Below are 24,962 nucleotides of genomic sequence, written 5' to 3'. Positions count from 1 at the left end.
CGGGAGCTTAAAGTTAGCAAGCTTACAATGTCTATCTTAAGGCTTTCTTAAGACCTGCTGTCAATACAAAAGTTAGACTAAAGTCTTGATGCTCTGGGTTAGCGGTGGCCTCGGCAGGCGTGGGTCATGTCCAGCTGCGACTTCATGATGCGGCTGTCGACCTCCATCGCACCCAGCACGGTGTAGAAGAGGTTGGCATGGCGGATAGGGGCATCGCGGGTGGTGGACAGGCAGCCCTTGTCGAGCCCAACGGCATCGTCGAAGGCCGACGAGGACCACCACACCATGGGCACCTGGGTCTGCTCCTGTGGGGCGATGGCGTAGGGCAGGCCATGCAAATACAGGCCGTGTTCGCCAAGGGATTCGCCGTGATCCGAGAGATACAACAGCGAAGCGGCATGATGCGACTGCTCGGCCAGGGCACCGATGAGATGATCGAGCACGCTGTCCGTGTAGAGGATGGCGTTGTCATAGCTGTTGATGATCGCCTGCTGTGAGCAGCCGTTCAGGTCGGCACTGTCGCAGGTCGGCGTGAAGCGGCGAAACGCCTCCGGGTAGCGCTGGTAGTAGCTGGGCCCATGATTGCCGAGCTGGTGAAGGACGATGACGGTATCGCCGTCGAGCCCATCCAGACGGTCCCGCAGCTCCTCATCCAGGGCTTCGTCCAGGCAGCGACCGTCAGCGCACTGCTGAGGGTGGTGGTCGGGACGGATGGCTTTGTGGCTCACGCCGTCGCAGACGCCCTTGCAGCCGGCCTGATTGTCGAGCCAGAGTACGTTGACGCCGGCATGTTTGAGCACATCCAGCAGCGATTCATGGCTCTTGATATAGCGCTCGTCGTAGTCGGCCTTGCCGATAGGCGCAAACATGCAGGGCAGCGAGACGGCGGTACTGGTTCCGCAGGTGCTGACATCGGTGAAGTTGATCACATCGCGCTTCGCCAGTTGTGGCGTGGTCTGGCGCGCATAGCCATTGAGCCCCCAGTTGGCGGCGCGAACGGTCTCGCCTACCACCAGCACCATCAGCAGCGGCTTGTCGCCGGCCCGCGGCAGACGCGTGGCGTCCTCGCCGATGGGCAGGCGCTGCGCGGGCAGCGGGTCGCTGGCCGCCAGTACCCGGCCGGTGGAGATCAGGGCATTCCCCGGGGTGACCAGGTATCGCAGCTCGGTATGGTTGCGCATCAGTGACGACAGGCTCTGGTACGACACCGCCAACGAAACCGCCAGCACCACCAGGCCCCCGGCCAGATAGGCCAGACGCCGCCCCAGCGCGCGGGGCCAGGTGCTTGTGGCAAGCCTGACTCGCCACAGCAGCGCCAGCGGCAGCCCCGCGTACAGCAGCAGATAGCTGGCGAAGCCAGGCGTCAGCAGCTCACCCGCTTCCTTCGTGTCCGTCTGCAGCACGTTATCGATCATATGAGTATCGACGTAGGTGCCGTAATGGCCGGTGAAGTAGCTCACCATCGCCGCCAGCAGGATCAGGGCCGCGAGCAGGGGCTTGGCCGTATGACGGGTGACGAACAGCACGAAGACGATGAACTGCAGCCCCGTCAGCACCAGCCCGTAAGCGAGCAGCTGCCAGGCGGTGAGGGCCGGTTCCGCGGCCATCACCTGCTGCCAGAAGGCCTGCTGGTAGAAGAGCGTGAAGACCAGACAGACCAGCGCGGTCAGGCGCTCCGGTGATAGGGTCAGTGACGGGCGCGACTGGCCGGCCAGCCAGCTGGCGGCTAGGCGAAGGCGTTCAAGCATGCGAGGCTTCCTCGAGCGGGGCAGAGGGCGTTTGGGGGCGGCCAGGCTGACGGATGAGGGAAGCAGCCAATGGGCCAGGGAAAGGCTCAGCGTCGTGCAGAGCATCAGTGTCCACAGATCGTGAGAGAGAAAATGCGCGCCGCGCAGCTGCTGGGCGATGCCGAAGGCCAGGCCCATGGCGATTGCCAGACCAAGGCCTGCCCAGCGCCAGCGGGGGCGGGTAGCGTTGAAGAAGTAGTACAGCGCGATCCACGCATAGCCGGCACTGGCATGCCCGGCGGGAAAGCAGGCGGTGTCCGGGTAGTCGGCGGGGCGTGTCGCCAGCAGGCCGACATGGGCGCGAGCGCCCCCGTAACGGCTGAGATCCCAGGGGCAGTCCATGCTGATCAGCTGCTTGAGTAGCGAGACGCCGAGGGTCGAGGTCGCCACGGCCAGCACCAGATAGCCGAGGGGGCGGCGCCAGGTGCGTAAGGCCGGGAACAGCCAGCTGGCGATCAGCGCCAGGATGGCTGTCACGCCCATGCTCTGGCTGAGCAGGCGCCCGCCCTCATGCAGCACCTGCTCAGTGAGAAACGCATGGTGCAGCGACCAGGTGTCGCCCTGCAGGTGATAGAAGGCATCGGCGAGCCTGAAGTCCAGGCCAGCGGATCGCCCGAACAGCATCACGGCGAGAAAGGTGGCCCAGCCGATCAGCAGCCGGGTGAGCCAGCGTGAACTTGGACGCTTGCCCTCCCGACCCAGGGCCGTGTCAGGCCCAGGTTCGGCAGGGGTGGGGCGGGCCTTGGCAGGTGAGACCTGACGGTGAGGCGGGGAGGACGAAGGCGGCATGGCGAGACGAGTCTGGAAGAATGTCTCGCCAGTGTGATGGTCTTGGCTTAAGCGGTGCTTAAGGCCAAGCGAGTGCTCAAAGGGTCATGAACGGCGAAGCCTGACCGTCACTGAACTGATAGATCTCATAGGGCGCCAGTTGCGGCCCGGGCATGCCCGGTGTGCCCTGGGGCATGCCGGTAAGCCCAATGCCATCGATCTCTGGACGCTGCTCGAAGAGGGCCTCGAGGGCGGCGACGGGCGTATGCCCCTCGATGATGTAGCCCATCCATCATGACGGTATGGCAGGCCCCCTGACCGAAGGGAATACCGGCTGCGCTCTTGATCTGTCCCATGGGCTGGTTGTCGATCACCTCGACCTCGATGCCTTGGGCTTCCAGGTGCCTGGCATAGGTTTCGCAGCAGCCACAGGACGGGGTCTTGTAGAGCCGGGCGGTCTCCGGGAGGGCGGCATGGGCGGTGCTGGCGCCGAGCAGCAGGCTGCCGGCGAGATACAGGGCCGTCACTTGAGTATGTATGGCGAAATGACCTCTCGTTATGTAGTGGCTGGTGATGGCTGGCGAGGGTAGTTCATGAGCAAGCATGCTATAGGTTCAGATGTCGATATCGCGCAGCGTCTGGATCGCCTCGTCGCTCTTGAACGGCACACCCATCGAGGCGCCCTTGCCGCTGGCTCACCATGCTCCCTTCCTGTCGCCATCACACAGCGAGGGGCCAGGATCGTGAGCACCCTGCTCCCTCGGCGTTTCATGAGGAGGGCGTCCGATCCCGTATGATGCTAGGGCAGACTCAGAACCACATCCTCACCCCGGCGACGACGCCGGTATCCTCCGTGGCACCCCCCGAGGCGCGAGCCAGATCTGCCGTGTCGCCGTAGGATTTCACCCAGTAACCACCGACATAGGGGGCGAGCTTTCGGGTGACTTCATAGCGCAACCGCAGCCCGGTGCGAACCGAATTGAGGCCTTCGCCGACGCCGAATTCCGGCACCTCATCGGCCGCTGCGGAAACTTCCAGGCGCGGCTGCAGGAAGGTCCGCTGGGTGATGCGCAGGTCATACTCGCTTTCCAGGCTGGCCGAGACATCGCCTTCATCGCTGACCCTCAGGGAGAGATCGGTCTCGACGCGATAGGGGGCGAGCCCCTGCAAGTTGATGACGCCGAAGTAGCGTTCGGGATGATCGTTCGAAGCGATGCCACCCTGATAGCCGATACCGCCCTGGAGCTCCCAGAAATCGGCGATCAGGCGGCTATAGAGCAGGTCGAGGCTTTCGAATTCCGCATCCTCATTGTCACCCTGGACATTCTCGCCTTCCCCCTTCAGATAGACTCGGTTGATATCGCCGCCATACCAGGCCTGGAAATCCCAGACCAGGGCATCCTCGCCCTTGTCGGGGGAGGCATATTCGAGGCGATCGACCAGCACCGAGGCCTGAGAGTGCTCGGCCATCGGGGATGGCCAGCTCGCCGGGGCATCGTAGCCATCACTGGCCTGAGCGCCGGCGGCCATCAGCATGGCGAGGGTCGAGCCGGTACCGATAACGATAGTCTTGGACTTCATGAACATTCCTTACGCGACCTTGACGACCCGGAACATGCCGGCATCCATGTGATAGAGCAGGTGACAGTGGAAGGCCCAGCTGCCCTCGGCATCGGCAGTGATCAGGGCAGACACCCTTTCACCAGGTTTGACGTTCAGGGTGTGCTTGCGCGGAATCAGGTCACCGGCGCCGTTCTCCAGCTCCATCCACATGCCGTGCAGGTGAATGGGGTGCTCCATCATGGTGTCGTTGACCAGGATCAGGCGCAGCCGCTCATCCTTCTCGAAGTGGATGGGGCCGGTGACTTCGCTGAATTTCTTGCCGTCGAAGGACCACATGTAGCGTTCCATGTTGCCGGTCAAGTGCAGCTCCAGCTCACGACCGGGAGGGCGCCGATCCGGCCAGGGTGCGAAGGCCTTGAGGTCTCGATAGACCAGCACCCGGCGCTCGGTCGGGTCGAGGCCGATGCCGGCCTGATCGTAGCGGGAGCCGGGCTGGGCCACCCCCACGGGGAGCATCGTTCCGGCCTGGGGGGATGCCATGCCATCCATGCCGGGCACCTCTGCATGATCCATGCCCTGCATGCCGGAGTGATCCATGCCGGCTATCTTGGAGTGATCCATGCCAGACATGTTCATGTCGCCATGAGCGCCCATGGCCTCCATGCCGCGATCGGCGATCCGGCGTCGCGCCGGCACGGCGGCCGTCATGCCCAGGCGCGGCGCCAGGGTGCCCAGGGCAAAGCCGCTGCGATCCATGGATTCGGCGAACAGCGGGTAGGCGCCGTCATCCTTGGGCGTGACGAGGACGTCATAGGTTTCCGCCACGCCGATGCGGAACTCGTCTACCGGGACGGGTTGTACCGGTTGACCATCGGCGGCCACCACCGTCATCTTCAGGCCCGGGATGCGCATGTCGAAGTAGCTCATCGCCGAGCCGTTGATGATGCGCAGGCGCAGCGTCTCACCGGGCTTGAACAGGGCGGTCCAGTTATCGCTCGGGGCGTGGCCGTTGAGCAGGTAGGTATAGGTGCTGCCGGTAACGTCGGCGATATCCCGCGAGCTCATGCGCATACGGGCCCACATGGCCCGTTGGGCCGCGGTATCGGCGAAGCCATGCTGCTCCACGTCGGCGAAGAAGTCGGCGACGGTTCTCTCCTGGAAGTTGTAGTAGCCCTCGCCGAGCTTCAGGTTGCGAAAGACACTGGCCGGATCCTCGAAGGTCCAGTCGGTCAGCAGCAGTACGTGCTCGCGGTCATAGCGAAAGGGCTCCCGCTCGGCGGCATCGATGACTAGGGGACCGGCATGGCCGAGCTGTTCCTGCAGCCCCGAGTGGCTGTGATACCAGTAGGTGCCGCTCTGGCGAACCGGGAAACGGTAGGTGAAAGTCTCACCGGGTGCGATCCCGGCGAAGCTGAGGCCGGGTACGCCGTCCATGCCGGGGGGCAGGATCATCCCGTGCCAATGAATGGAAGTCGGTTCCTCGAGCAGGTTGGTGACCCGGAGCACGGCATCCTGGCCTTCCTTGAGGCGGATCAGCGGGCCGGGGCTGGTGCCATTGATGCTGATCGGGCGGGCGGTCTTGCCGGCGATGGGCAGGGTGTCACGGCGTATCGCCAAGGCCAGGTCGGGCCCGGTCTCGACACCCTGAGGATAGCCAGCGGCCTGGCCCCAGGGATTAGCCCAGGCCGGGCGCAGACCCAGGGCCGCGGTACCGAGACCCAGGGCGGCCCCTGTCTTGAGTAGCTGGCGACGTGATAGGGGAAGCGAGGTGGACTTCGCGGCGGCCATGGACGATTCCTTCGCGATGAGGTGAGAGGAGTCGATCATGCCGGGTTAAACTGAATCTAGCCTGAACCGCTGGAGGAATTCGTACGCGCTGCGGCGGTCGGCAGCACGATGGTGACGGCCAGGCCCCCCGCGACCGCCGCGGCGAAGGTCACGTGCCCCCCATACTGCTCGACCAGTTGCCGAAGGATCGACAGCCCCAGGCCATGACCCGGGCGCCCTTCGTCGAGGCGGAGCCCGCGTCGGCCCAGTTGGGCGAGATCCGCCCTTGCCACGCCGGGACCGTCATCCTCGATGACCAGCTTCAGCGTCGTCGTCACGCTCAGGCGGCAGTGAACGTCGCGCTGCGCCCATTTTCCGGCATTGTCGAGCACGATCCCCAGCATCTCGGTGAAGTCCTGGCGTTCGACGCTGACCGTGGCCCGGTCGTCCTGCGGTCCATCAAGGTGAAAGCGCTTGTCGGGGTGCAGGGTGGCGAACATCTCGATCAGCCGCTCGGCCTCTTGCCGGATGCAGGTGAGCTGGCCGGCATAGGGGCCGGCGATGCGTGAACTACGCAGCTCCGCGTCGAGCTGAGCCTGCATGTCTTCAAGGCGAGCCAATAGCTTCAAGCGGCGCTCGCCGTCGATGGGGCGGGAGCCGCGCAGCACCTGGGTGACGGCCGCCAGGGGCGTCTTCAGCGCATGGGAGAGGTTGGCGACGGCGACCCGCGAGCGCTGGAGTCGCTTCTCCTGTTCGTCCATGAAGCGGTTGAGCTGACCGACCAGGCCATCGAGTTCCGAGGGGGTGTCCAGGCGCAGGCGCTCGCGATACCCCTCACGCAGCTCATCGAGTTGCCGCTGGAGCCGTGCCAAGGGTGACAGTCCTGCATTCACGGCCACCAGGTTGAGCGTGATCAGCAGGAGCAGCACCAGGCCTGCGATGCCACCGACCCACCAGTGCAGGGTGGTCAGGCCGGCTTCCACCTCGGCGAAGTCCTCGCCAATCAACAGGGTGCCGGAGGTGCCGTCTTCCAGGGTAAAGACCTCACGATAGAGCAGCAGGTGCCGCTCCTGCCTCCGCACCTCGAGCAGGGTATCGTCCACGCCCTCCAGGTAGGGGGCGAGGGTGCTCAGCCAGCCGGGGTGGGAGGTGCTGACCGTGTCATCCAGCCGCAACACATAGAGGTGGTGAAACATCTGCGAGGTCAAGCTGGCGGAGTCCAGCCAGGGTTTTACCTGGGACTGTTCCTGATGCAGCCGTTGCAGCGTGTAGTGCGCCTCCTGGCGCAGGCGGTCGCCCAGGAAGTCGCGGGCCAGCTCACGCAGCAGGATGCCATGCAGCAGCCAGGTGATAGCGACGGCGATGAATGCCACGCCACCCAGCCAGAGGAACAGGCGAAAGCGCAGGCTACGACGATCAACGTGAAGCAAAGACATACCCCTGGCCGCGACGCGTCTGGATGATGTGCTTGCCCAGGCGGCGGCGCAGCCGGCCAATATAGACCTCGACCAGGTTCGGGGCGGGGGCATCCTGATCCAGGGTGTAGAGCTGGTCGAGCAGGAGCACCTTGGAGTGCACGTGATCCGGATGATGCATCAGGTAGCGCAGGAGCCGAAATTCGGTGGCCGTCAGGGAGTGCCAGGTCACCCCATCGGTGCTGACTTCCTGGGTCTGCTCGTCCAGTTGCACCCCGTTGACGGTCAGCCGCTGGGCCAGGCCGCCAGACTGTCGTCGCAACAGGGCATGCAGGCGGGCCAGCAGCTCGGCCTCGTGAAAGGGCTTGGTCATGTAATCGTCGGCTCCGCGCCGCAGCCCCACGACCTTGTCTTCCCAGGTGTCCCGTGCGGTCAGCGCCAGGATGGGCAAGCGATGACCCTGCTCCCGCCAGCGTTGCAGCAGGTCCAGGCCAGAACCGTCAGGCAGGCCGATATCGAGGATGGCGAGGGCATAGTCTTCCGTGGCCATCAACGCGTCGGCCACACGCATGCGTGTGGCCGTATCGACGCTGTAGCCCTCGTCCTGCAAGGTCTCTGCCAGGCTCTCGGCCAGCAGGTCATCGTCCTCGACGAGCAACAGCTTCATGCTTTCATCCCTGGAAGTTGATGTCTCCGCTCATGCCTGACTCGTAGTGGCCGGGAATGTTGCAGGCGAATTCGAGCTTATCGGTGTCCTGCGGGGCGGTCCACACCAGGGTCGCGGTCTCACCCGGGGCGATGGTCACGGAGGGCATGCCGTCGCCGTGGTCGCCACCATGATGCCCGCCGGACATGTCATGCCCGCCACCCGATGCCATCTCAAGCATCATCTCGCGATGTTTCGCCTGTGCCTCGGCATTGCCGATCACGAATTCGTGCTCGAGGTTGCCGGTGTTGGTGATCTCGAACTTCACCGTCTTCCCCGGCGCGATAGCGAGTTCGCCGGGCGTGAACCACATGTCACCGGCCTCGAAGCTGATGGTGCGGTCCACCTGGGCGTGATTCTCACTGCCATGTTCGCCGCTGGCCAGGACCGCGGTAGAGGCGAGGCTCAGGGTCATTGCTAGGATTGTCTTGCGCATGTGGGTAGCTCCATGGGGTCAGTCGACAGGTCCATTACTAAGTCATCAAGCTGAATTTGGGCTGAATGCCGAACGAGGAATAGCGTCAGGAATGATCTCCTGACCATAGGTACCCATGAGACGAGCGGTGGCTTTCGCTATAGAGCCACGCCTGGCCGGAGCACGGACACTGTGGTGACGCATGAGCGCGTTAGATGTCCGCCGATCCCCCCAGAGCGTGACCTGACGGGCATCGATTGGCTTTCCTCAGAGCGTCATGAAGGGAGCGTCCTGGTGATCTTGGAACTGGTAGACCTCATAAGGCTCCGTCTGCGGCCCCGGCATGCCTGGCGTGCCACTCGGCATGCCGGCCAGTCCGATGCCATTGGTGTCGGGCTGTTGTTCGAAGAGCGCCTCTACTGCTGCCAGGGGGACATGCCCCTCGATCACATAGTCGCCCATCATGACGGTGTGGCAGGCACCCATTCCGTAGGGTACGCCTGCCGCCTTCTTGACCGCGCTCAGGTCCTTGTCATCGACGATGGTGACGTCGATACCCATTCGCTCCAGGTGGCGGGCATAGCCATCACAGCAACCGCACTGGGGATTCTTGTAAAGAGTGGCCTCGTCCGGCAGAGCGGCATGGACGGTGGTGGCGCCCAGCAGCAGACCGGTCGCCATGAAAAGGTGGGGTATGGTGATCTTCATCAACGATCTCCCTTGTTGGAGGTAAACAGATACTTGATGAGGGCGGCAATGCTGAGACTGAGAAGCAGCAGGACGGCCAGCGGCATCAGCCAACCCAGCCAGCCCATGTGCCCCATGGTGGTGAAACAATCGGTGAACATGATGCGACTCCCGAAGAGTAGATTGGGTGAGCGGCTAACGGGAAGATGTCGGCAGCTGACCGGGGGCATGACGAATGGCCAGGGCAGGAAGTACAGAGGCACAGAGGCACAGAGGGACGCCAATGCTCAGGTCATCGATACCATGATAGTTGCCTTACCCTTCGGGGCCGTGCTGCAGGGGGCTCAGTGGGTATGCCCATCCGCGTAGTGATCATCCTCCGATGGTGCTGAAGTCTCGGTATCCTGCTCCAGCGCTACACTCTCGTTCTCGCCGGCCAGTGTGGAGTCTGTGGAGGTGCTCATCTCTGAGTCTGCAGGCGCAGTTCCTTGTGCGGACAAGGCACTCATGTCGCCATGATCATGATCGTGGCCATCATCTTGTGGCTGAGAAGGTGCCGGCTCCGGTGTGGCCATTGCACTGGTGTCGCCGTGCTCATGGTCGTGACCATCATGCGCTGAGTTATCGGCTTCAGGCCCGCTGGGCGTGACCATGGCCAGGTACTCGGGTTGAGACAGTTCCGGCAGCCGCTGCAGGAAGGCCACGATCTCCCAGAGCTCCTGATCCTCGTGAGTCACGCCCCAGGCTGGCATGCCGGTCATCTTGATGCCGTTCTTGATGATCCAGAACTGCTGAGCCGGGCTCTGGTGAGTCGATGCCGAGAAGGTCGGTGGCATGGGGTTGAGGCCGGCGCGCAGGACCGTGCTCTCGAGCCCGGGCTTGAGGTGACACGCGGCGCAGAGTTGATCGTAGGCAGAGGCGCCTTCTCGAATCATGCGGTCACTGTTCAAGTCGGGAACCTCGACCTCCTCGGCACCGGCCTCGACCGAAGCATGCATGGTGGAATGCATCATCGATTCGACAAACGGCAGGTGGGGATCAGTCGCGGCGACGTTGTACATACCGCTATGCATGAATGTCATTCCCCCGAGTGCAAGGAGGAGTAGGGTAATGAGCCCACCTAGAGCAAGCTTGAACATCTTTGACGTAGTCCTTTTTGTATGGGGATCGGGTCTCGAATGGTTGTCTTCCCGGCTTTCAAATCGCTCGGGCCGTATAACCTGCTAGCCTGCCATCGCAGCTAATAGGTGGCTGGAGGTGAAGCACTTGCTGCAACGCGTGGCGATACAGCCAAGGCTACCATGTCAGCACCTTTTCTCGGTCTTGGCTCGATTCGTAACGCCATGTCGCCGTTAACAAGAGCGACCGGGCTCGGTTTCGGTCCCCAATGATTGGCCTAGGCCGGGCGCAGGCCCGGGCCGGCACCCGACTTGAGTAGCTGGTGACGTGATAGGGGAAGCGAGGGAGGCTTCGCGGCGGCCATGGACGATTCCTTCGCGATGAGTGAGAGGCGTCGATCATGCCGGGGTAAACTGAATTCAGTCTGAACAGCTGGAGGAGTTCGTTCGCGCCGCGGCGGCCGGCAACACGATGGTGACGGCCAGGCCCCCCGCGACCATAATCCTTACCGCGGTGCTCGCCGCTAGCCAGAGCCGCGGTAGAGGCGAGGCTGAGGGGCATTGCCAGATTGTCTTCCGCTTTGTCGCCTCGCGGCCCCACTTCCCGAGCCGGAACCTGTCGTGCGTGGCGTTGGTATCGCGCTGACGCCCGGCGTCCTCGGCCTTGCTGTTCGGCGAGCCTTGGTTTGGGGATCGCGGGCGAAACGACGGCGCCTCAATCGCCGGCCTGCAGGGCCTCCAGATGCGGGCAGGGCAGGGCGTGCCGGCGGGCCGTATGGAGGAGCGGCCCGAGGATGGCGTCGGCCTCGGTGCGGCGCCCGGCCAGCACGTCCTGGAGCATCGAGGCGCGGTTGTTGGCGGTCGCCTCCACCACGCCCCACACCAGCGCCGACCAGCCGTCGGGCGGGGCAGGGATGTCTTCGGCGGCCATGATGGTGACAAGCTCGTCAATCACGGCCTCGACCATGGGGCGGAAGGGGCGGTCGCGGAGCTGGCCGTTGCGGATGCGAAAGCGTGCCACCAGGGGGTTGATGGCGGCATTCACGGCGAGCTTGTGCCACAGCCGCACGCGGATGTCGGCGACTGCCTCGCAGGGCAGGCCGGCCACACTCAGGGTGTGGGCGAGGGGCTCGGCTAGCTCCCGGTAGGCGCCGTCGAGGTGGCCGATCACCGTGCGGCCATGGCCGGCGTGGACGACGCCATGTCTCATCCCATGGTCGCCCTCGCCATCGGTTGCCGGGGCATCGTCCACATAGGCGCCTTCGGTGGTGCTGGCGCAGAGCACCGGGCCCGGCCAGGCGCGGGTCAGGCTCTCCTGAACGCCGAACCCGTTCTGCCACAGCACCAGCGGCGTCTCGCCCGGCAGTCGGTTGGCCAGAGCCGCCACGGCCTCTTCGGCGCCATGAGCCTTGGTGGTCAGATGGATCGTCGCCGGCGGTATTGGCGGCAGGGTTTCCAGGGTAGCGCCGGGCAGCGCACGAATCTCGCGCTCGTCCTCGGGCGTGGTCAGCGTCAGCCGGGCAGGCGGCTCGCGACGCCCGATCAGGGTGACCGGCACCTGGCGGGCCAGGTGCATGGCCAGCAACCGTCCCACGGCCCCGGGGCCGACGATCCAGTGGCTGGGCCGCGCGTGGTGCGCGTCGTGAACGGGGCGTTCGCGCGTCATCTTGTCTGTCGTTGTGCTCATGCGTCGTCCTGCTTCTTGCGGCGTCTTGTGCTGCCGGTCGTCTTGCCGGAGCTGCCCTTCGTCGACGAACTCTTGGTTGATGCGCCCTTGGCAGTCGTGCGTTTTGCAGACGCGCGCTTGCTGGTTGCTCCTTTGCTCGTGCTTTGCCGGCGCGGCTTGCGCCGCGACGTGGTGGCGCTCGGCGCGGCCGCGGCCACGCCGCGTGCCTCACTCAGGGCGCTGCGCATGCGCTCGGCATCGGTGGCGTCGAGCAGGCCGCGCAGGTCCTCGACCAGGCTTGCCATGAAGGGCGCGGGGTCGCTGCCGGCTTCGGCGATGTCGGTCAGGCGCTGCTCCCACAGGGCGGTGCGCTCGGCGCGGCCGACTGCCTCGGGCAGGGCGTGGATCAGCGCATGGCCGATCTGGGTGGCGCGAAGGGCTTGCTGCTGGCGCACCAGGTAGCCGCGATCGAGCAGTGTCTCGATGATGCCGGCGCGGGTCGCTTCGGTGCCCAGGCCGTCGGAGTCCTTCAGGGTGCGCTTGACCGCGGGGTCCTGGACGTAGCGGGCGATATTCATCATCGCCTTGATCAGGCTGGCATCGTTGAAGGGTTCCGGCGGCCGGGTCTCACGATCCTCGATTCCCACCTCACGCACCTTAGCAGGCTCGCCCTCTTGCAGGGGGGGCAGCGGCGGCGCCTCGTCGCGGGTGGTGAACAAGGGCTTCCAGCCCGGGGCGAGAATCTCCCGACCCTGGGCGCGAAAGCGCTCCTCGAGGATGGTGAATTCGGCCTTGACCTCGCGGGTCTCCAGCGGCGGATAGAACTGGGCCAGCACGTTGCGGGCGATCAGCCGGAAGATGTTGGCCTCGGTGGCCGAAAGCCGCGAGAAATCGGGTCGGGTGCCGGTGGGCGAAAGGGCGTGGTGGGCGCTGACCTTGGCATCGTTGAAGGCCTTGGAGCGCAACGAGAAATCGGCGCCGGCAAGCCAGGGGCCCAGGGTGGCATCGCCCTGGCAGGCGTTGGTAAGCGCCTGCCTTGCCGGGCCGTGGTGAGCGGCGGGCAGGTAGCGGCAGTCCGAGCGCGGGTAGGTGATCAGCTTGTGGCGCTCGTAGAGGCTCTGGCAGGTATCGAGTACCGTCTTGGCCGAGAGCTTGTAGCGGCGCGCCGCGTCGACCTGCAGCGACGACAGGGAGTAGGGCAACGGGGCAGCCTGGCGGCTCTTCTTGGCATTCAGCGAGGTGAGCCTGCCCTGGCTGCCCGGCAGGCGGGCCGCCAGCGCTTCTGCAGGCGCGCGCGCGAGCAGGCGCCCCTGATCGTCCAGCGGGTGCTGCTCGCCGGGCTGCCACCAGGCCCGCAGGCTGCCGTGTTCGACGGCCAGATCGACCCACAGCACATGAAATGGGCGTGGCGTGAAAGCGGCGATTTCGGCGTCGCGGCGCACCACCAGCCCAAGCACCGGCGTCTGCACCCGGCCCACCGAGAGCACGCCGTCGTGACCCGCCTGGCGGCCGGTCAGGGTCCAGGCACGGGTCAGGTTGATGCCATACAACCAGTCGGCCCGGGAACGGGTCTCGGCGGCGCGATAGAGCGCCTGGAAGTCGGCGTTGTCGGCAAGCTGCCCGAGCGCCTTGACCACCGCCGGGCGGTTGAGGTCGTTGACCAGCAGACGCGCCACCGGTCCGCGCCACTTCAGGTAGTCAAGCACCTCCTGTACCAAGAGTTGGCCTTCACGGTCCGGGTCACCGGCATGTACCACGCTGCTGGCCTCCTTGAGCAAGCGACGGATCACCACCAGCTGGCCGCGGGCCTTGGGCCGAGGTATCAGACGCCAAGGGGCTGGGAGGATCGGCAGATGATCGAGGCGCCATTGCTTGAGGGCCGGGTCATAGGCATCCGGGGGCGCCTGCTCGAGCAGGTGGCCCAGGCACCAGGTAACGGTGGTATCGCCGGCCACCAGGGCGCCGTCACTGCGCCGGACCTGGCCGGGCAGGGCCTCGGCGATGGCGCGGGCAAGGCTCGGTTTCTCGGCGATGATCAGGCGCATGGGGGCCTCGTGGCAGTGGGGGCAGAGGGTGCAATGGCGGTCATGACGTCGCGTCAAAACCATGGACATTCTTCCAGTATCCTGACCGGACCGCCAGGTGTAACCTAAGGCCAAATTAGTACAAGGTTTGTATCACTATGCGTGAGCGTGGCAGAACCCGGCGGCTGCTGGGGCTCGGAGCGCGAGCCGGCGGCGCGATGCTCAGGACCCGCCTGGGAGGCGAGGCCGACTGGCGAGCCCTCGGCGAGGCGATGTTCGAGGGGCTCTCGGAGCTCAAGGGGCCGGCCATGAAGCTCGCCCAGATCATGTCGCAGTGGGACGACCTGCTGCCCCCGGAGCTTGCCGACGAGCTCGCCCGGTTGCAGCGCCAGGCACAGCCGATGCCCTGGGAGAAGATCCGTACCACCCTCGAGGCCGAGTATGGCGATCTGGACGCGCGTTTCGCAGCGATCGAGGAGCGCCCCTTCGCCAGCGCCTCCATGGGGCAGGTGCATCGGGCCACGACGCACGAGGGCGAGACCCTGGTGCTCAAGGTGCAGTACCCGGGACTCGCCGAGGTGCTGGAGAGCGACCTGGCCCAGGTGCGCCGGCTGATGAGGCTGGGACGCTGGTTCAAGGTGCCCCAGGCGCGCCTGGATGCGCTCTTCGAGGAGCTCGCCGAGAGCCTGCGCGGCGAGTTCGATTACCGGGCCGAGGCCGTGGCCCTGTCGCGCTATCGACAGCGCTACGCGGGAAGCGAAGACATCGTCATTCCGGCGCCGATCGAGCCATTATGCACCTCCCGAGTGCTGGCCATGGCCTATGTGCCGGGCACGCCGCTGCGCGAGATGGATCAGGCAGGTGATGCCCTGCGACAACGCCTCGCGGTACGCCTCGCCGACTGGATGACCGAGGAGCTCTTGACCCATGGGGAGCTGCACGCCGACCCGCATGCCGGCAACTTTGCCGCCGATGGCGAGGGGCGGTTGATCATCTATGACCTGGGGGCGGTGATCCCGGTACCCAAGGCGCGTCTGCGGCAGATGATCACGTTGCTCGAGGCCACCCTGGAGAACGATCCGATGGCCATGGAGGCGGCCCTGCTGGCGATGGGGGGGCGCCAGGGGGAGGGGGCGCCGCTGAGCCTGTATCGAGATAGCGCCTCGGCCATAGCGCCCCTGTTCGCGCCCGGCGAGCAGGACCTGGGTGACGTGCGGGTGCACCGTCGGCTGCGCGAGCTGAGTCCGCGGGTATGGGCGGCGATGGACCGCCTGCAGCCGCCGGCGGATACGCTGCTGCTGTCGCGTACCCTCAACGGTCACTACTGGAACCTGGTGCGCCTGCAGGCACGCCTTGATATGGCCGGGCGGGCCCGGCCGCTGCTCGACTGGGCGCGACAGGGCTGAGCCGTTAACAGGGAATCAAGCGAGCCGGGGTCAGCGTCGCTCGCCACTTCTCAGGCCCAGCGCCCGTCGCGCCTTTACCAGGGCGCGGTACCAGTCGCGGTGGGGCTTGCCCACCATCGGCGGGCGTTGACTCAGGTAACTGATGTTGGGCGTCTCGCTGCCGGCATGGCTGGCATGGTAGTTGGAGAGCATGGTCAGGGTGGCTTCCCGGGCGCCGTAGTGTTGCACCAGGAAGTCGATGGCTTCGGGCTCCAGCTCCACATGGTAGTGACGCACCAGCGCCAGGGCCAGCTGCTCGGCGGGGCGCGACAGGTCGACCTCGATCTCCTTGACCATGGCCGCCCCCATCGCGGCCTTGGCGGCCGCCGAGAGGTTGGGTTCGAGCTGGCCGAAATCCGCCGCGTTGGTGCTGTTGATGGCACGCTGCACCGCCGGGCGAGACAAATGGATATGCGGCTCAAGCGCCAGGGCGATTTCGACCGCCAGGCGCTTGGACACCCCGACGCCGACCGACAGGCGCCGTTCCCGTTCGATGCCCAGGGTGGTGCGGCGATGCTGGTCGAATTCGTTACTGCCCAGATACTGGTCGAGCCGCTTGCAGACCTTGGCCTTGGCTTCGTCATCGAGCTCGATGACGTGCTCGCGGATGCGCAGGCCACGCCGCCCCGGGCTTAACTGCAAGCGGGCTCCATCGCTGTCCTTGGTATGGCTGATGCGCTCCCAGCGCTCGACCATCTTGAGCAGCTGGGCATGCTGGCGACCGACCTGCTCATAGGCTTCCGATACCTGCTTGAGCAGGCGCACCGCATTGGATAGCAGCTCGGCCTTGTGGTCCAGGGCGCGACGATGCTGGTGCTGGCCGCTGCGCACCGCCTTGGCCAGATGCTGGATCTGCTCGGCGAGGGCATCCATGGCGTTGTGCGAGCGTTCGACCAGCACCTCGGCGCGAAGCCCCGAGGCGGAATCCTCGACCAGGGTGCCCGACTGCTCTGCCAGGTAGGCCATCAACGCCTTGAGGCGCGACAGGCCGGTGGCCTGGGCGATGCGGTGCCGGGCGCGGGCCTGCTCCAGGGCATCGAAGGCCTGAGCCAGCTTCCAGCGGCCCTTGTACTCGAAGGTCAGCATGGGGATCTGCCGACCGCTGATCAGCTCGAAGGCCAGGATCAGCATCTCCTCCACGTCCTGCAGCGTCATCAAGAGCTCATCGTCCTGCTCGATGGCCGCCAGCACTCGCTCGATGAAGTTGTCATCCCGTGAGACGCCGTGCTGCAGCGCCGGAGCCTGGCCGGTGAAGCGCTCGCGCAACAGGTCGGTGGCCTCCGGGGCCAGTTCGGCGAGCTCCTGGAACTGGGGCTCCAGGGTCTCACCGTAGAGCGCGACCATGTCGCGGATACGCGCATGCAGGCCGACCCGCCGGTAGATGTCGATCTGGCTGATGATGCGGGCACTGTCGCGATCATCGAGCAGCTCCAGGGCGGCCAGTTCGACTCCCTCCGGCGACAGGTCCTGCTTGCGCAGCAGCATGGCGGCGGCCTCGCGACGCCGGGCATCCCCCTCGAGGCTTTCGACGATCAGATCACGGGTGGTCAGCAAGAGGTCCGGCAGGGCCTTGATGACGCGTTCGATCTTGGCGGTGGTCTTCTCGGCATGCCGCGCCCCGGTGAACTGATGCACCAGGTTGGCGATGATGCCGGTCGCACCCGTGATCACCGTGTAGCTGATGAAGAAGATGTAGTTCTCGGCGGTGGGGGCGCGGCCATAGCCCAGCAGATAGCCGCCCCAGGCGCCCAGCAGGGTGACGGGACCGGCGGTCCACAGGATCTGCAGCAGGCTGACCGACCAGGGCACTTTCTCCACGGCGCGGGTAATGCGCTCGATCTCGTCGCGTCCCTCGCGTTCGAGGCGGACCTGAGAGGTCTCGTGTGAGCCGTCCTTGCCACGGCGGCGAAAGGGGTTGGGTACGAGCACGGTAGCCTTCATGAGCGTCGAACGGGAGGAGCCGACGAGCGTCGGCGGGCGCTACAGTAGCACCCCGCACCTGAGCGCAACAGCCCTATCATGAGCATGCTAAAATCCTGTGCCCGCGGGTGCCCCGTGCTGCGTTTGTGAGTGCTGCGTCTGTGGGCTCATGTCCCTGGCCCTTGAGGCCGGTGCAGGTGAGCGCGGGGAAGGTCAGTCGAATGCAAAATGTACTGCGAGTCAGGAGTCAAGGTATGTCATCGATCGTGCTGCTGGATGGCGGCATGGGCCAGGAGCTCATCCGCCGTGCCGGCGAGCCGCCCACCCCGCTCTGGTCCACCCATGTCCTGAAGGAGTATCCCGAGCTGGTGCAGGGCCTGCATGAGGACTTCATTCGGGCAGGCGCCCGGGTGATCACCCTGGCGACCTATACGGCAACGCCGGAGCGTCTTTCCCGTGCCGGTCAGGCAGCATCCCTTGAGATGCTCCATCAGCGTGCGCTCGAGCGGGCGCAGAAAGCGGTGGCCGTCTGTGGTGAGGATGTCGCGATTGCCGGCTGTCTGCCGCCGCTGGTCGCCAGCTATCGGCCCGATCAGTCCCCCTCGGGCGAGGCGGCACTGGCCAGCTATCGTCGCCTGGTCGCCGCCGGGAAGGGCGTGGACCTGTGGCTGTGCGAGGCGATGGCCTCGCTCGACGAGATGCGCGCGGCGGCAACGGCCGCCTCGGAAACGGGCCTGCCGGTGTGGGTCGCCGTGACCCTCGATGATGCAAACCCCGACCGGCTGCGTAGCCAGGAACCGCTGGTGGAGGCGGTGAGGCTGGCCCAGGCGCTCGGCGTGCAGGCGCTGCTGCTTAATTGCAGCCAGCCCGAGACCATCGAGGCCAGCCTCGATGTGCTGACAGGTTTTCCCGGGGCGACCGGCGCCTATCCCAACGGCTTCACCTCCGTCGAGGCGCTGGCCCCCGGCGGCACCGTCAGTGCTCTCGAAGCACGCCATGACCTCGACCCGGAGGCCTTCACCCGCACGGCGACCCGCTGGATCGATCACGGCATCGAGATCATCGGCGGCTGCTGTGAGGTGGGGCCTTCGCATATCGCGCGCCTGGCCGAGGTGCTTGGCGAGCGCAGGCATGTGTTAGTGCGTCCCGGTGCCATGTCACGGGAAGGGAATCGCGAGACACGCTGAGCGTGTCGGGTCGACAATGGTGAGGGGGCCAAGGGCGGCGTGGTAGCATGCTGCCCCTCGGTGCAGGTCCGGCCTGCGCAAAGCCTCGGTGAAGGGAGATGACATGCTGGCGGTATGGGTAGAACAGTTGCTGGGCTTCGCTTCCGGCGCACTGACGGCGATTCGGAACAACGAGCATTATCCGTCCTTCATGGCCTGGGTACGCGAAGACGGTCCGGCGCTGGTCGGCGGCAAGCTCACTCTGGCGCAGGCGCTGGGGCCCGAACTGTGGTCGCAGACGCCGCTCGAGCGGCTGGATTTCGCCAGTGAGTCGCTGGCCCGCCCGGGACGCAACGAGCCCTGCTGGTGTGATTCCGGGCTCAAGACCAAGCAGTGCTGCGGCGCCGAGAGTCTCCCCGGGCCGGTGCCCGATCACCTGATGTGGATGCTGTCACTGCGCGAGTGGAAGGGCGAGACCCTGAAGGCGGCGCTGGACAGTGGCCGGGCACCGGCCCAGGCACTGCTCGAGGCCGGGCTGATTGCGGCCGAGGGCGGCCAGCGCGGTCGCGCCCAGCAGATCCTCGAGGCGCTGTTCCAGTCCGCGGACTGGGAGCGACTCCCCGAGCAGGCCGAGCCGGCCTTCGAGCTGCTGATCGATCTCTATCAGGAGCGCGGCTTCCACCGCAAGCGCACGGCGCTGCTCGACGAGGTGCTCGAGCGTGGCCCGCTCTTCCTGCGCGGCGTGGCGCTGGAGCGGCTGTGCCTGATGTATCTCGATGATGATGATCTGGCAAGCGCCAGGGAGGCCTTCGTGCGTGCCCAACAGGCGCTGCCGGACTCGCCGACCCTTGCCTACATCGAGGCCATGCTGCTGCTCCATGAAGGCAACGTCGAGGAAGCCGCCGAGCGGGCGCGTTTCTGGTTTCGCCGGCTGTCGCGGCGCGGCGACCTCGATCCCGAACAGCTCGAGTTCCTGGCCGATCTGGCCGAGAATCCGGGCGCGACCCTTGCCGAGCAGATGGTCAATTCCGAGGAAGACCTGGCCGATCCGCTGGCGGCCCTGCAGGCGCTGCTCGAGTCGCTGCCGACCGCGCCGCGGCTCGAGTTCAATTGCACTGCCGAGGGCAGTCTCGAATACCACAGCACCGCGCGTCAGGACACGTTGTTCGCCGCCTGGCAAAAGCATTTTCAGGTGCTGGTCGATGAAGAGGCGGCGCTCGGGTTCGTGGACGACCCCTGGCCCCATGCCAGCGACTGGCTGGGCGAGCTGTGCTCGCATCCCGAGTGGCTCGACTCGCCGCAGGTCGTGCAGTCGCTGACTCTGGCCCTGACCAGCCGCTTCGGCAGCCTGCCGTGGATGGCGCCGAGCCTCTTCGAGCCGCTGGCGGTGCGCCTGGAGCGCTGGTTGACTCAGCTCGAGAGTGAAGGGGAGGGCGACTTCGAGTGGGACGCCGCCGACAATGCCGTGCTGCTGCGCACCGGGCTCGCCCTGGTGGTGGGCATGGAGCGCGGTGCCCGTGAACGCTCCCGGGAACTCGCCGAGCGGCTGCTGAGCCTGGATACGCAGGATTCGCTGGGGCTGCGCGAGCTGGTGCTCGACCAGTTGCTGCGTGAGAACCGCAACCAGCGGGCGCTCGAGGTCAGCCTGCAGGCCAACGAGACGCCGCCCCTGCTTGGGGTGCTGATGGGGCGAGTGCTGGCGCTCTATCGTCTCGAGCGTTTCGATGAGGCGCATGAGGCGCTTGAGGACGTGCGTCGACTCAACCCTCACGTGATGGCGATGCTCTGCGACCCGAAGGGACGCGAGGTGCGGGGTCGCCAGGCGGATGCCCCCGAGCCCGGCAGCCGCGCCGAGGCCTGGCAGTATCGCACCCTGATGCGTGATCAGTGGTCCAATACTAAAGGGGCGCTGGACTGGCTGGACGGTGAGCGCCAGACCCTGAAGGCCTGATGCCTGTGCGCATGCCCTGAGCCTATATCCTAAACCTTAGCTATCCGATCGCCCGGCCACGGGCGATCACACATCGGGCCGCGATATTTGTCGCGGCCCGATGTGTATCAGCGGGTGGGTGTCGGCTGGGTCAGCAGCGTGGACCGGCGGTGGATCCACATCGCCAGCAGGATCGCCGGCAGGCCAAGGGCCGATGCCATCACGAAGAAGGTGGGATAGCCCTCGGCGGCGACCACCATGCCGCCGAAGCCGCTCAGGAACTTGCCGGGCAAGGTCATCAGCGACGAGAACAGCGCATACTGGGTGGCGGTGTAGGCGCGTGAGGTCAGGCTCGACAGGAAGGCGATGAAGACCGCGCTTGCCAGGCCATTGGCCAGGTTGTCGGCGGTGATGGTCGCCACCAGCATCGGCAGACTGTCGCCGGCCAGAGCCAGTGAGGCGAACAGCAGATTGGTCAGCGCCGCGGCCATGGCGCCCAGCACCAGGATCGGCCCGATCCCGTAACGCACCACCAGCAGCCCACCGAGAATGCCGCCGCCGATGCTCATGGCGATGCCGAATACGTTGGTGACGTTGGCAATGGTGGCAAGCGAAAAGCCCAGATCGATATACAGCGGGTTGGCCATCGACGCCATCGCCAGATCGCTGATGCGAAAGACCCCGACGAATACCAACAGCCACAGGGCCTGGCGGCCATGACGGGCGAAGAAGTCGGTGAAGGGGCAGACCACCGCGCCGATGGTCCAGGCGCCGAGGCGCCGCAGCACTCGGGGGCGACCGCGGGTTGCCCGCAGGAAGGCCCGCACCCGGGGCTCATGGATCAGCTGCACCGACAGCGACGACCGCGCGGGCTCCGGGCGCAGCAGCACGGTCAGCATGCCGACGCTCACCAGCGCTGCCATGGCAAGGTAGGCCGCCTGCCAGGAGATCAGCGAGGCGAGGTACAGAGCGCCGGCGCCGGCGGCGATCAGTCCGCCCCGGTAGCCGATGATGTAGGTCGAGGCCATGGCGGCCTGAACCTCCTCGGGGGCGGACTCGATGCGAAAGGCGTCGATGGCGATGTCCTGGGTGGCCGAGCCGAACGCCACCAGCAGGGCGAAGGCCGCCACCAGCGCCAGGTGGCCCTGCGGCTCGAGGCTGGAGAGTCCCACCAGGCCCGTGGCGATCATCGCCTGGGCGAGCAGCATCCAGCTGCGGCGCTGGCCGAGGCGTCGAGTCAGCCAGGGCAGTGCCAGGCGATCGACCACCGGTGCCCAGAAGAACTTGATCGAATAGAGCATGCCGATCCAGGCGAAGAAGCCGATGGCGGCCACTTCGACGCCATCACTGCGCAGCCAGGCCGAGAGGGTCGAGAATACCAGCAGGAATGGCAGGCCGGCGGAAAACCCCAGAAACAGCATGGTGATGACCGGCGCGTGCAGGTAGACCGACAGGGCATCGCGCCAGCTACGGCGCGGGGATAACGAGGGCATCGAAACACTCCGGATCGGGATGGGACGTACACGCGGCCGGGGGGCGATGCTAGAATGGGCGCAAGCCGCGTCGTATGACGCCATGTAAAATCAATTAGTTATCCTCGTCCATGCGCGGTGCTATCCGACCATCAGGCGTCGCGGCCCCGTTCATGTGACCAAGGATCTGAGTGTGACGAGAGCGATGAGCAACACAAGTGTGACAAGTGACGCAGTCGCTGCCAAGGACGCGCGTAAGGAGAAGGGACGCTCATGAATGATGCCACCGACGGTCAGGTGCATGACACCAAGGCCATCCCGCGCTGGTACGTGATCCAGTGCAAGGGGGGGGAATCCTTCCGCGCGGCCGAACATCTCGGCAATCAGGGCTATGAGGTCTTTCATCCGGTGCTCGAGGTGCAGAAGAAACGCCGGGGCAAGCTCGCCTGGGTGGCCGAGCCGCTGTTCCCCTATTATCTGTTCATCCGCCTGGATCGCATCGCCAGCAACTGGCGTCCGATCCGTTCGACCCGCGGCGTGCTGAAGCTGCTGACCTTCGGCGAAGAGCCGGTGGCGGTGGCCGACAGTCTGATCGAGACACTGAGGGCCAATGCCAGTGACGCGCACGAGGATGAAGTGGCCAATGTCTACTTCCGCGCCGGCGATAGCGTCGAGATCACCGAGGGGCCCTTCCAGGATCTCAAGGCGGTGTTCGAGTCCCAGAAGGGCGAGGAGCGTGCCATCGTGCTGCTCAACATGCTGCACAAGCAGCAGCGTCTGGAAATGCCCATCGCCCAGCTGCGCCGTCCCCAGTAAGCGCCGGACGGCGCATTCCCTTCAAGGAGTGTTCTTCATGCAAATCGCCTCCCATCGGGTCGTTAGCCTGCACTATCGCCTGACGGATGCCACCGGTACCCTGCTCGACGATTCTCGTGCCCGAGAGACGCCCCTCGAGTATCTGCATGGCCACGTCAATATCGTGGCCGGCCTCGAGCGCGCCCTCGAGGGCCAGGCGCCCGGCGCCACCCTGAGTGCCACCCTCGGCCCCGATGAGGCTTACGGCCAGCGAGACGAGGAAAAGGTGCAGCAGGTCGGCCGCGGCTCCTTCCCGGTCGCCGAGTTAACCCCCGGTATGCGCTTCCAGACCCCCGGCGAAGATGGCCCACAGGTGGTCACGGTGCTCGAGGTCGGGGCCACCCAGGTCACCGTGGACACCAACCATCCGCTGGCGGGAGAGACCCTCACCTACGAGCTCGAGGTGCTGTCGGTGCGCGAGGCGACCCGGGCCGAACTGGCCAAGGGCCATCCGCTGCCGGAAGGCACCGATCATGCCAAGGTCGAGGATCGCAAGGTGCTGTGATCCTTGGCGTGTGATGCGCCGCTACCCTGGGCTCAGAGACTGGCCTGGTGCTGCCAGATGAGCATATCTGCTCCAGATCAATTCGCTAGGAAGGAGGCGGCGTCCCCGAGTCTTGATCCCTTCTCCGGTGGCCGACCTTCGGGTCGGCTTTTTTGTGTCTCCATCGTGTTGCCAGGGGCCGGGGCAGGATCCGGCGCGAAGGGGCAGGTGCCGGCCTCACGGCTGACGGAGCATCACCGCATCGTGAAGGCTGGCCAGGCGTCCCAGCAGCCGGTTGCGCGGCCCGGTGGCCACGCCCTGGTCGATCAGGGCGGCGCGCAGGTGGCCGACCACCGCATTGAAGTGGGCCTCGGTAAGGCCCATCTGTTGATGGGCACGGGCCATCGAGGGGCCCGTGTAGTCACAGGGACCGTCGCTGATATCGCACAGCTGGGTGGCGAAGGCCTCGTCGAAGTGATCGATGTTGGTGTTGGCGAAGAAGCCGACGATACGTTGGTCCCCGGCGATCCGGTAGAGGAAGTCATCGACGACGGCCGCGATGACGGTCTCCCCGCCAAGGGTGGCATACAGGGTCTCGTGGTCGGCGGATGCGCTGGTTTCCGCACTCGACAGGCCGCCGCCCGGGGGCGACCCCTGGGCGTCCAGGCTGGTCGAGGGGGCTGAGTGGGCGCAGCCACCGAGCATCACAAGGCCGGCGATCAGGGCCAGGCTCGAGGGGGCCGACCGATATGCTTGGCGGAAGGAGGTGCGGCGCGAGGCGCGAGTGGATGAGCTAGGCGGGGTGAGCGAAGAACCGATCATAGCGCCACCTGCAGCGAGAGATAGCCGCCTTGCTGGTCGGCGAGGCCGGCGATATCGCCGAGATCGAGCCAGGCACCGGTCAGCGAGACGTGCTTGTTGAAGAAATGTGCCACGTAGACATCGCGCCAGTCGTGCTCGGCGGCGACGCCCAGGTTGTCGGGCTTCTGCCGATACTCGAGGCCCACCACCCAGTCGGGCGCGAGCATCAGCCCCAATGAACCCTCCATGACCAATGAGCGGTCGGCCTCTTCATCGCCACCGAAGCCCAGCAGACCGCCCTGGTTGGCGCGGGTCGAGCGAAGGGTCAGGTTGGTCAGGAGGTTGCGTCCGCCGATCGCCGCGAACCAGAGCTTGCTGGTGGCGAGGTAGATGTCGGTACCCTCCGTGTCCCTGGCGCCCAGCGCCGTGGCCAGTTCGCCATCGACCATCTGCTTGCGCTGAACCCCCAGGCTCCAGGTGCCCCAGGTGTCATAGAGCGGGTCGCCGTAGAGGCGCAGTTTGGCCCCCAGGATGTCCTGCTCGAGGCGCCCGCCCAGGGTATCCAGATCGAGGCGCTGACGGGCCAGCGACAGCTCCAGGCGGTCGTGAAGGTTGGCGGCGACGCCAGCCACCCCCAAGGTGTAGTCGTCCACCCGCGCCTGGGTGACGCTGGCAGTGGCGGCGACTTCGCCTTCGCTGGCGGTGCCGGCGAGCACGCCCCAGGGCGAGAGTCCGCCGCCGGCGGCGCCCTCGATCTGGGTGACACCGCCGGTGCCCAGCAGGCGGCTGCCGGCCTGGGCAGAGGGCGGAAGCAGCAGGGCGGCCAGGGCCAGCATGGCCAGGGGCGCCCGAGCCCGACGCAGCTGCAGACGTTGGAGGCGCCCTGTGCGCGGGGCGGAACCCCGCACGCCGAGGTCGCGGGAATCGAGAGACCCTGGCATCGCGCTTACGAGGCATTCTGAGGGCGTCATGA

The 24,962-nt window shown here is 65.9% G+C and carries 21 protein-coding genes; 5 read left to right on the top strand and 16 right to left on the bottom strand.

Translation table 11 applies throughout. The features are described 5' to 3' along the window. Positions 1-98: 98 nt before the first annotated feature. The 12 genes from IEJ03_RS09640 to IEJ03_RS09585 all read right to left on the bottom strand — a co-directional run bounded on the left by IEJ03_RS09640 (position 99) and on the right by IEJ03_RS09585 (position 13,937). Complete coding sequence (locus IEJ03_RS09640; protein WP_242457928.1) at positions 99-2,576, bottom strand: phosphoethanolamine--lipid A transferase; 2,478 nt, start codon at positions 2,574-2,576, stop codon at positions 99-101. A gap of 76 nt (positions 2,577-2,652) precedes the next feature. After that, complete coding sequence (locus tag IEJ03_RS15925; RefSeq protein WP_242457927.1) at positions 2,653-2,844, bottom strand: DUF411 domain-containing protein; 192 nt, start codon at positions 2,842-2,844, stop codon at positions 2,653-2,655. Positions 2,845-3,365: 521 nt separating this feature from the next. After that, positions 3,366-4,136, bottom strand: coding sequence for a copper resistance protein B (locus IEJ03_RS09630; RefSeq protein WP_192034657.1), 771 nt, complete (start codon positions 4,134-4,136; stop codon positions 3,366-3,368). Positions 4,137-4,145: 9 nt separating this feature from the next. Next, positions 4,146-5,906: a copper resistance system multicopper oxidase gene (locus tag IEJ03_RS09625; RefSeq protein ID WP_192034656.1), complete on the bottom strand. Its 1,761-nt coding sequence runs from the start codon at positions 5,904-5,906 to the stop codon at positions 4,146-4,148. 56 nt (positions 5,907-5,962) lie between these two features. Continuing rightward, positions 5,963-7,321 carry an ATP-binding protein gene (locus IEJ03_RS09620; RefSeq protein ID WP_192034655.1) on the bottom strand — a complete coding sequence of 453 codons (1,359 nt, stop codon included), beginning with the start codon at positions 7,319-7,321 and terminating at the stop codon, positions 5,963-5,965. Then, positions 7,302-7,967, bottom strand: a complete 666-nt coding sequence (locus IEJ03_RS09615) for a response regulator transcription factor (RefSeq protein WP_192034654.1) — start codon at positions 7,965-7,967, stop codon at positions 7,302-7,304. Before IEJ03_RS09615 ends, IEJ03_RS09620 begins: the two co-directional genes overlap by 20 nt. Positions 7,968-7,971: 4 nt before the next feature. Next, entirely contained in the window at positions 7,972-8,442 is a 471-nt protein-coding gene (locus tag IEJ03_RS09610) for a plastocyanin/azurin family copper-binding protein (RefSeq protein ID WP_192034653.1), read from the bottom strand. 246 nt (positions 8,443-8,688) lie between these two features. Further along, positions 8,689-9,129: a DUF411 domain-containing protein gene (locus tag IEJ03_RS09605; protein ID WP_192034652.1), complete on the bottom strand. Its 441-nt coding sequence runs from the start codon at positions 9,127-9,129 to the stop codon at positions 8,689-8,691. Then, positions 9,129-9,269, bottom strand: coding sequence for a hypothetical protein (locus IEJ03_RS09600; protein ID WP_192034651.1), 141 nt, complete (start codon positions 9,267-9,269; stop codon positions 9,129-9,131). Before IEJ03_RS09600 ends, IEJ03_RS09605 begins: the two co-directional genes overlap by 1 nt. Before the next feature lie 183 nt (positions 9,270-9,452). Then, a complete protein-coding gene (locus IEJ03_RS09595) occupies positions 9,453-10,247 on the bottom strand; it encodes a cytochrome c (protein WP_192034650.1) in 795 nt (264 codons plus the stop codon). Between the two features lie 694 nt (positions 10,248-10,941). Further along, positions 10,942-11,892, bottom strand: a complete 951-nt coding sequence (locus IEJ03_RS09590; protein ID WP_192037268.1) for a 2-dehydropantoate 2-reductase — start codon at positions 11,890-11,892, stop codon at positions 10,942-10,944. A 17-nt stretch (positions 11,893-11,909) separates the two neighbouring features. Next, entirely contained in the window at positions 11,910-13,937 is a 2,028-nt protein-coding gene (locus IEJ03_RS09585) for a DNA topoisomerase III (RefSeq protein ID WP_192034649.1), read from the bottom strand. 137 nt (positions 13,938-14,074) lie between these two features. Here IEJ03_RS09585 and IEJ03_RS09580 point away from each other — a divergent pair, with 137 nt between their 5' ends. Further along, on the top strand, positions 14,075-15,322 hold the full coding sequence (locus tag IEJ03_RS09580; RefSeq protein ID WP_192034648.1) for an AarF/ABC1/UbiB kinase family protein: 1,248 nt from the start codon (positions 14,075-14,077) through the stop codon (positions 15,320-15,322). A gap of 30 nt (positions 15,323-15,352) precedes the next feature. On the opposite strand, the gene IEJ03_RS09575 is transcribed toward IEJ03_RS09580, so the two are convergent. Further along, positions 15,353-17,290 (bottom strand): hypothetical protein, encoded by a 1,938-nt coding sequence (locus IEJ03_RS09575; protein WP_192034647.1) that lies wholly within the window; start codon positions 17,288-17,290, stop codon positions 15,353-15,355. A 245-nt stretch (positions 17,291-17,535) separates the two neighbouring features. Here IEJ03_RS09575 and IEJ03_RS09570 point away from each other — a divergent pair, with 245 nt between their 5' ends. Both IEJ03_RS09570 and IEJ03_RS09565 read left to right on the top strand, forming a co-directional pair. Beyond that, the gene (locus IEJ03_RS09570) at positions 17,536-18,468 is read left to right on the top strand and encodes a homocysteine S-methyltransferase family protein (protein WP_192034646.1); all 933 of its coding nucleotides are present in this window, start codon (positions 17,536-17,538) and stop codon (positions 18,466-18,468) included. Between the two features lie 103 nt (positions 18,469-18,571). Beyond that, the gene (locus IEJ03_RS09565; RefSeq protein WP_192034645.1) at positions 18,572-20,398 is read left to right on the top strand and encodes an SEC-C domain-containing protein; all 1,827 of its coding nucleotides are present in this window, start codon (positions 18,572-18,574) and stop codon (positions 20,396-20,398) included. Positions 20,399-20,505: 107 nt separating this feature from the next. On the opposite strand, the gene IEJ03_RS09560 is transcribed toward IEJ03_RS09565, so the two are convergent. After that, positions 20,506-21,870 (bottom strand): MFS transporter, encoded by a 1,365-nt coding sequence (locus IEJ03_RS09560; RefSeq protein ID WP_192034644.1) that lies wholly within the window; start codon positions 21,868-21,870, stop codon positions 20,506-20,508. Positions 21,871-22,122: 252 nt separating this feature from the next. Here IEJ03_RS09560 and rfaH point away from each other — a divergent pair, with 252 nt between their 5' ends. Next, entirely contained in the window at positions 22,123-22,665 is a 543-nt protein-coding gene (rfaH, locus tag IEJ03_RS09555; RefSeq protein ID WP_192034643.1) for a transcription/translation regulatory transformer protein RfaH, read from the top strand. Between the two features lie 37 nt (positions 22,666-22,702). Continuing rightward, positions 22,703-23,209 (top strand): peptidylprolyl isomerase, encoded by a 507-nt coding sequence (locus IEJ03_RS09550; protein ID WP_192034642.1) that lies wholly within the window; start codon positions 22,703-22,705, stop codon positions 23,207-23,209. A 216-nt stretch (positions 23,210-23,425) separates the two neighbouring features. On the opposite strand, the gene IEJ03_RS09545 is transcribed toward IEJ03_RS09550, so the two are convergent. Together IEJ03_RS09545 and IEJ03_RS09540 are read right to left on the bottom strand one after the other, a co-directional pair. Next, complete coding sequence (locus IEJ03_RS09545) at positions 23,426-24,010, bottom strand: group 1 truncated hemoglobin (protein WP_242457926.1); 585 nt, start codon at positions 24,008-24,010, stop codon at positions 23,426-23,428. Continuing rightward, positions 24,007-24,960, bottom strand: a complete 954-nt coding sequence (locus IEJ03_RS09540) for a DUF3034 family protein (protein ID WP_242457925.1) — start codon at positions 24,958-24,960, stop codon at positions 24,007-24,009. The genes IEJ03_RS09545 and IEJ03_RS09540 overlap by 4 nt, the downstream gene beginning before the upstream one ends. Positions 24,961-24,962 lie beyond the last annotated feature (2 nt).

The organism is Halomonas sp. YLGW01 (assembly GCF_014840935.1).
Taxonomy (GTDB): domain Bacteria; phylum Pseudomonadota; class Gammaproteobacteria; order Pseudomonadales; family Halomonadaceae; genus Onishia.
This window is presented reverse-complemented; position numbering and strand designations above follow the sequence as displayed.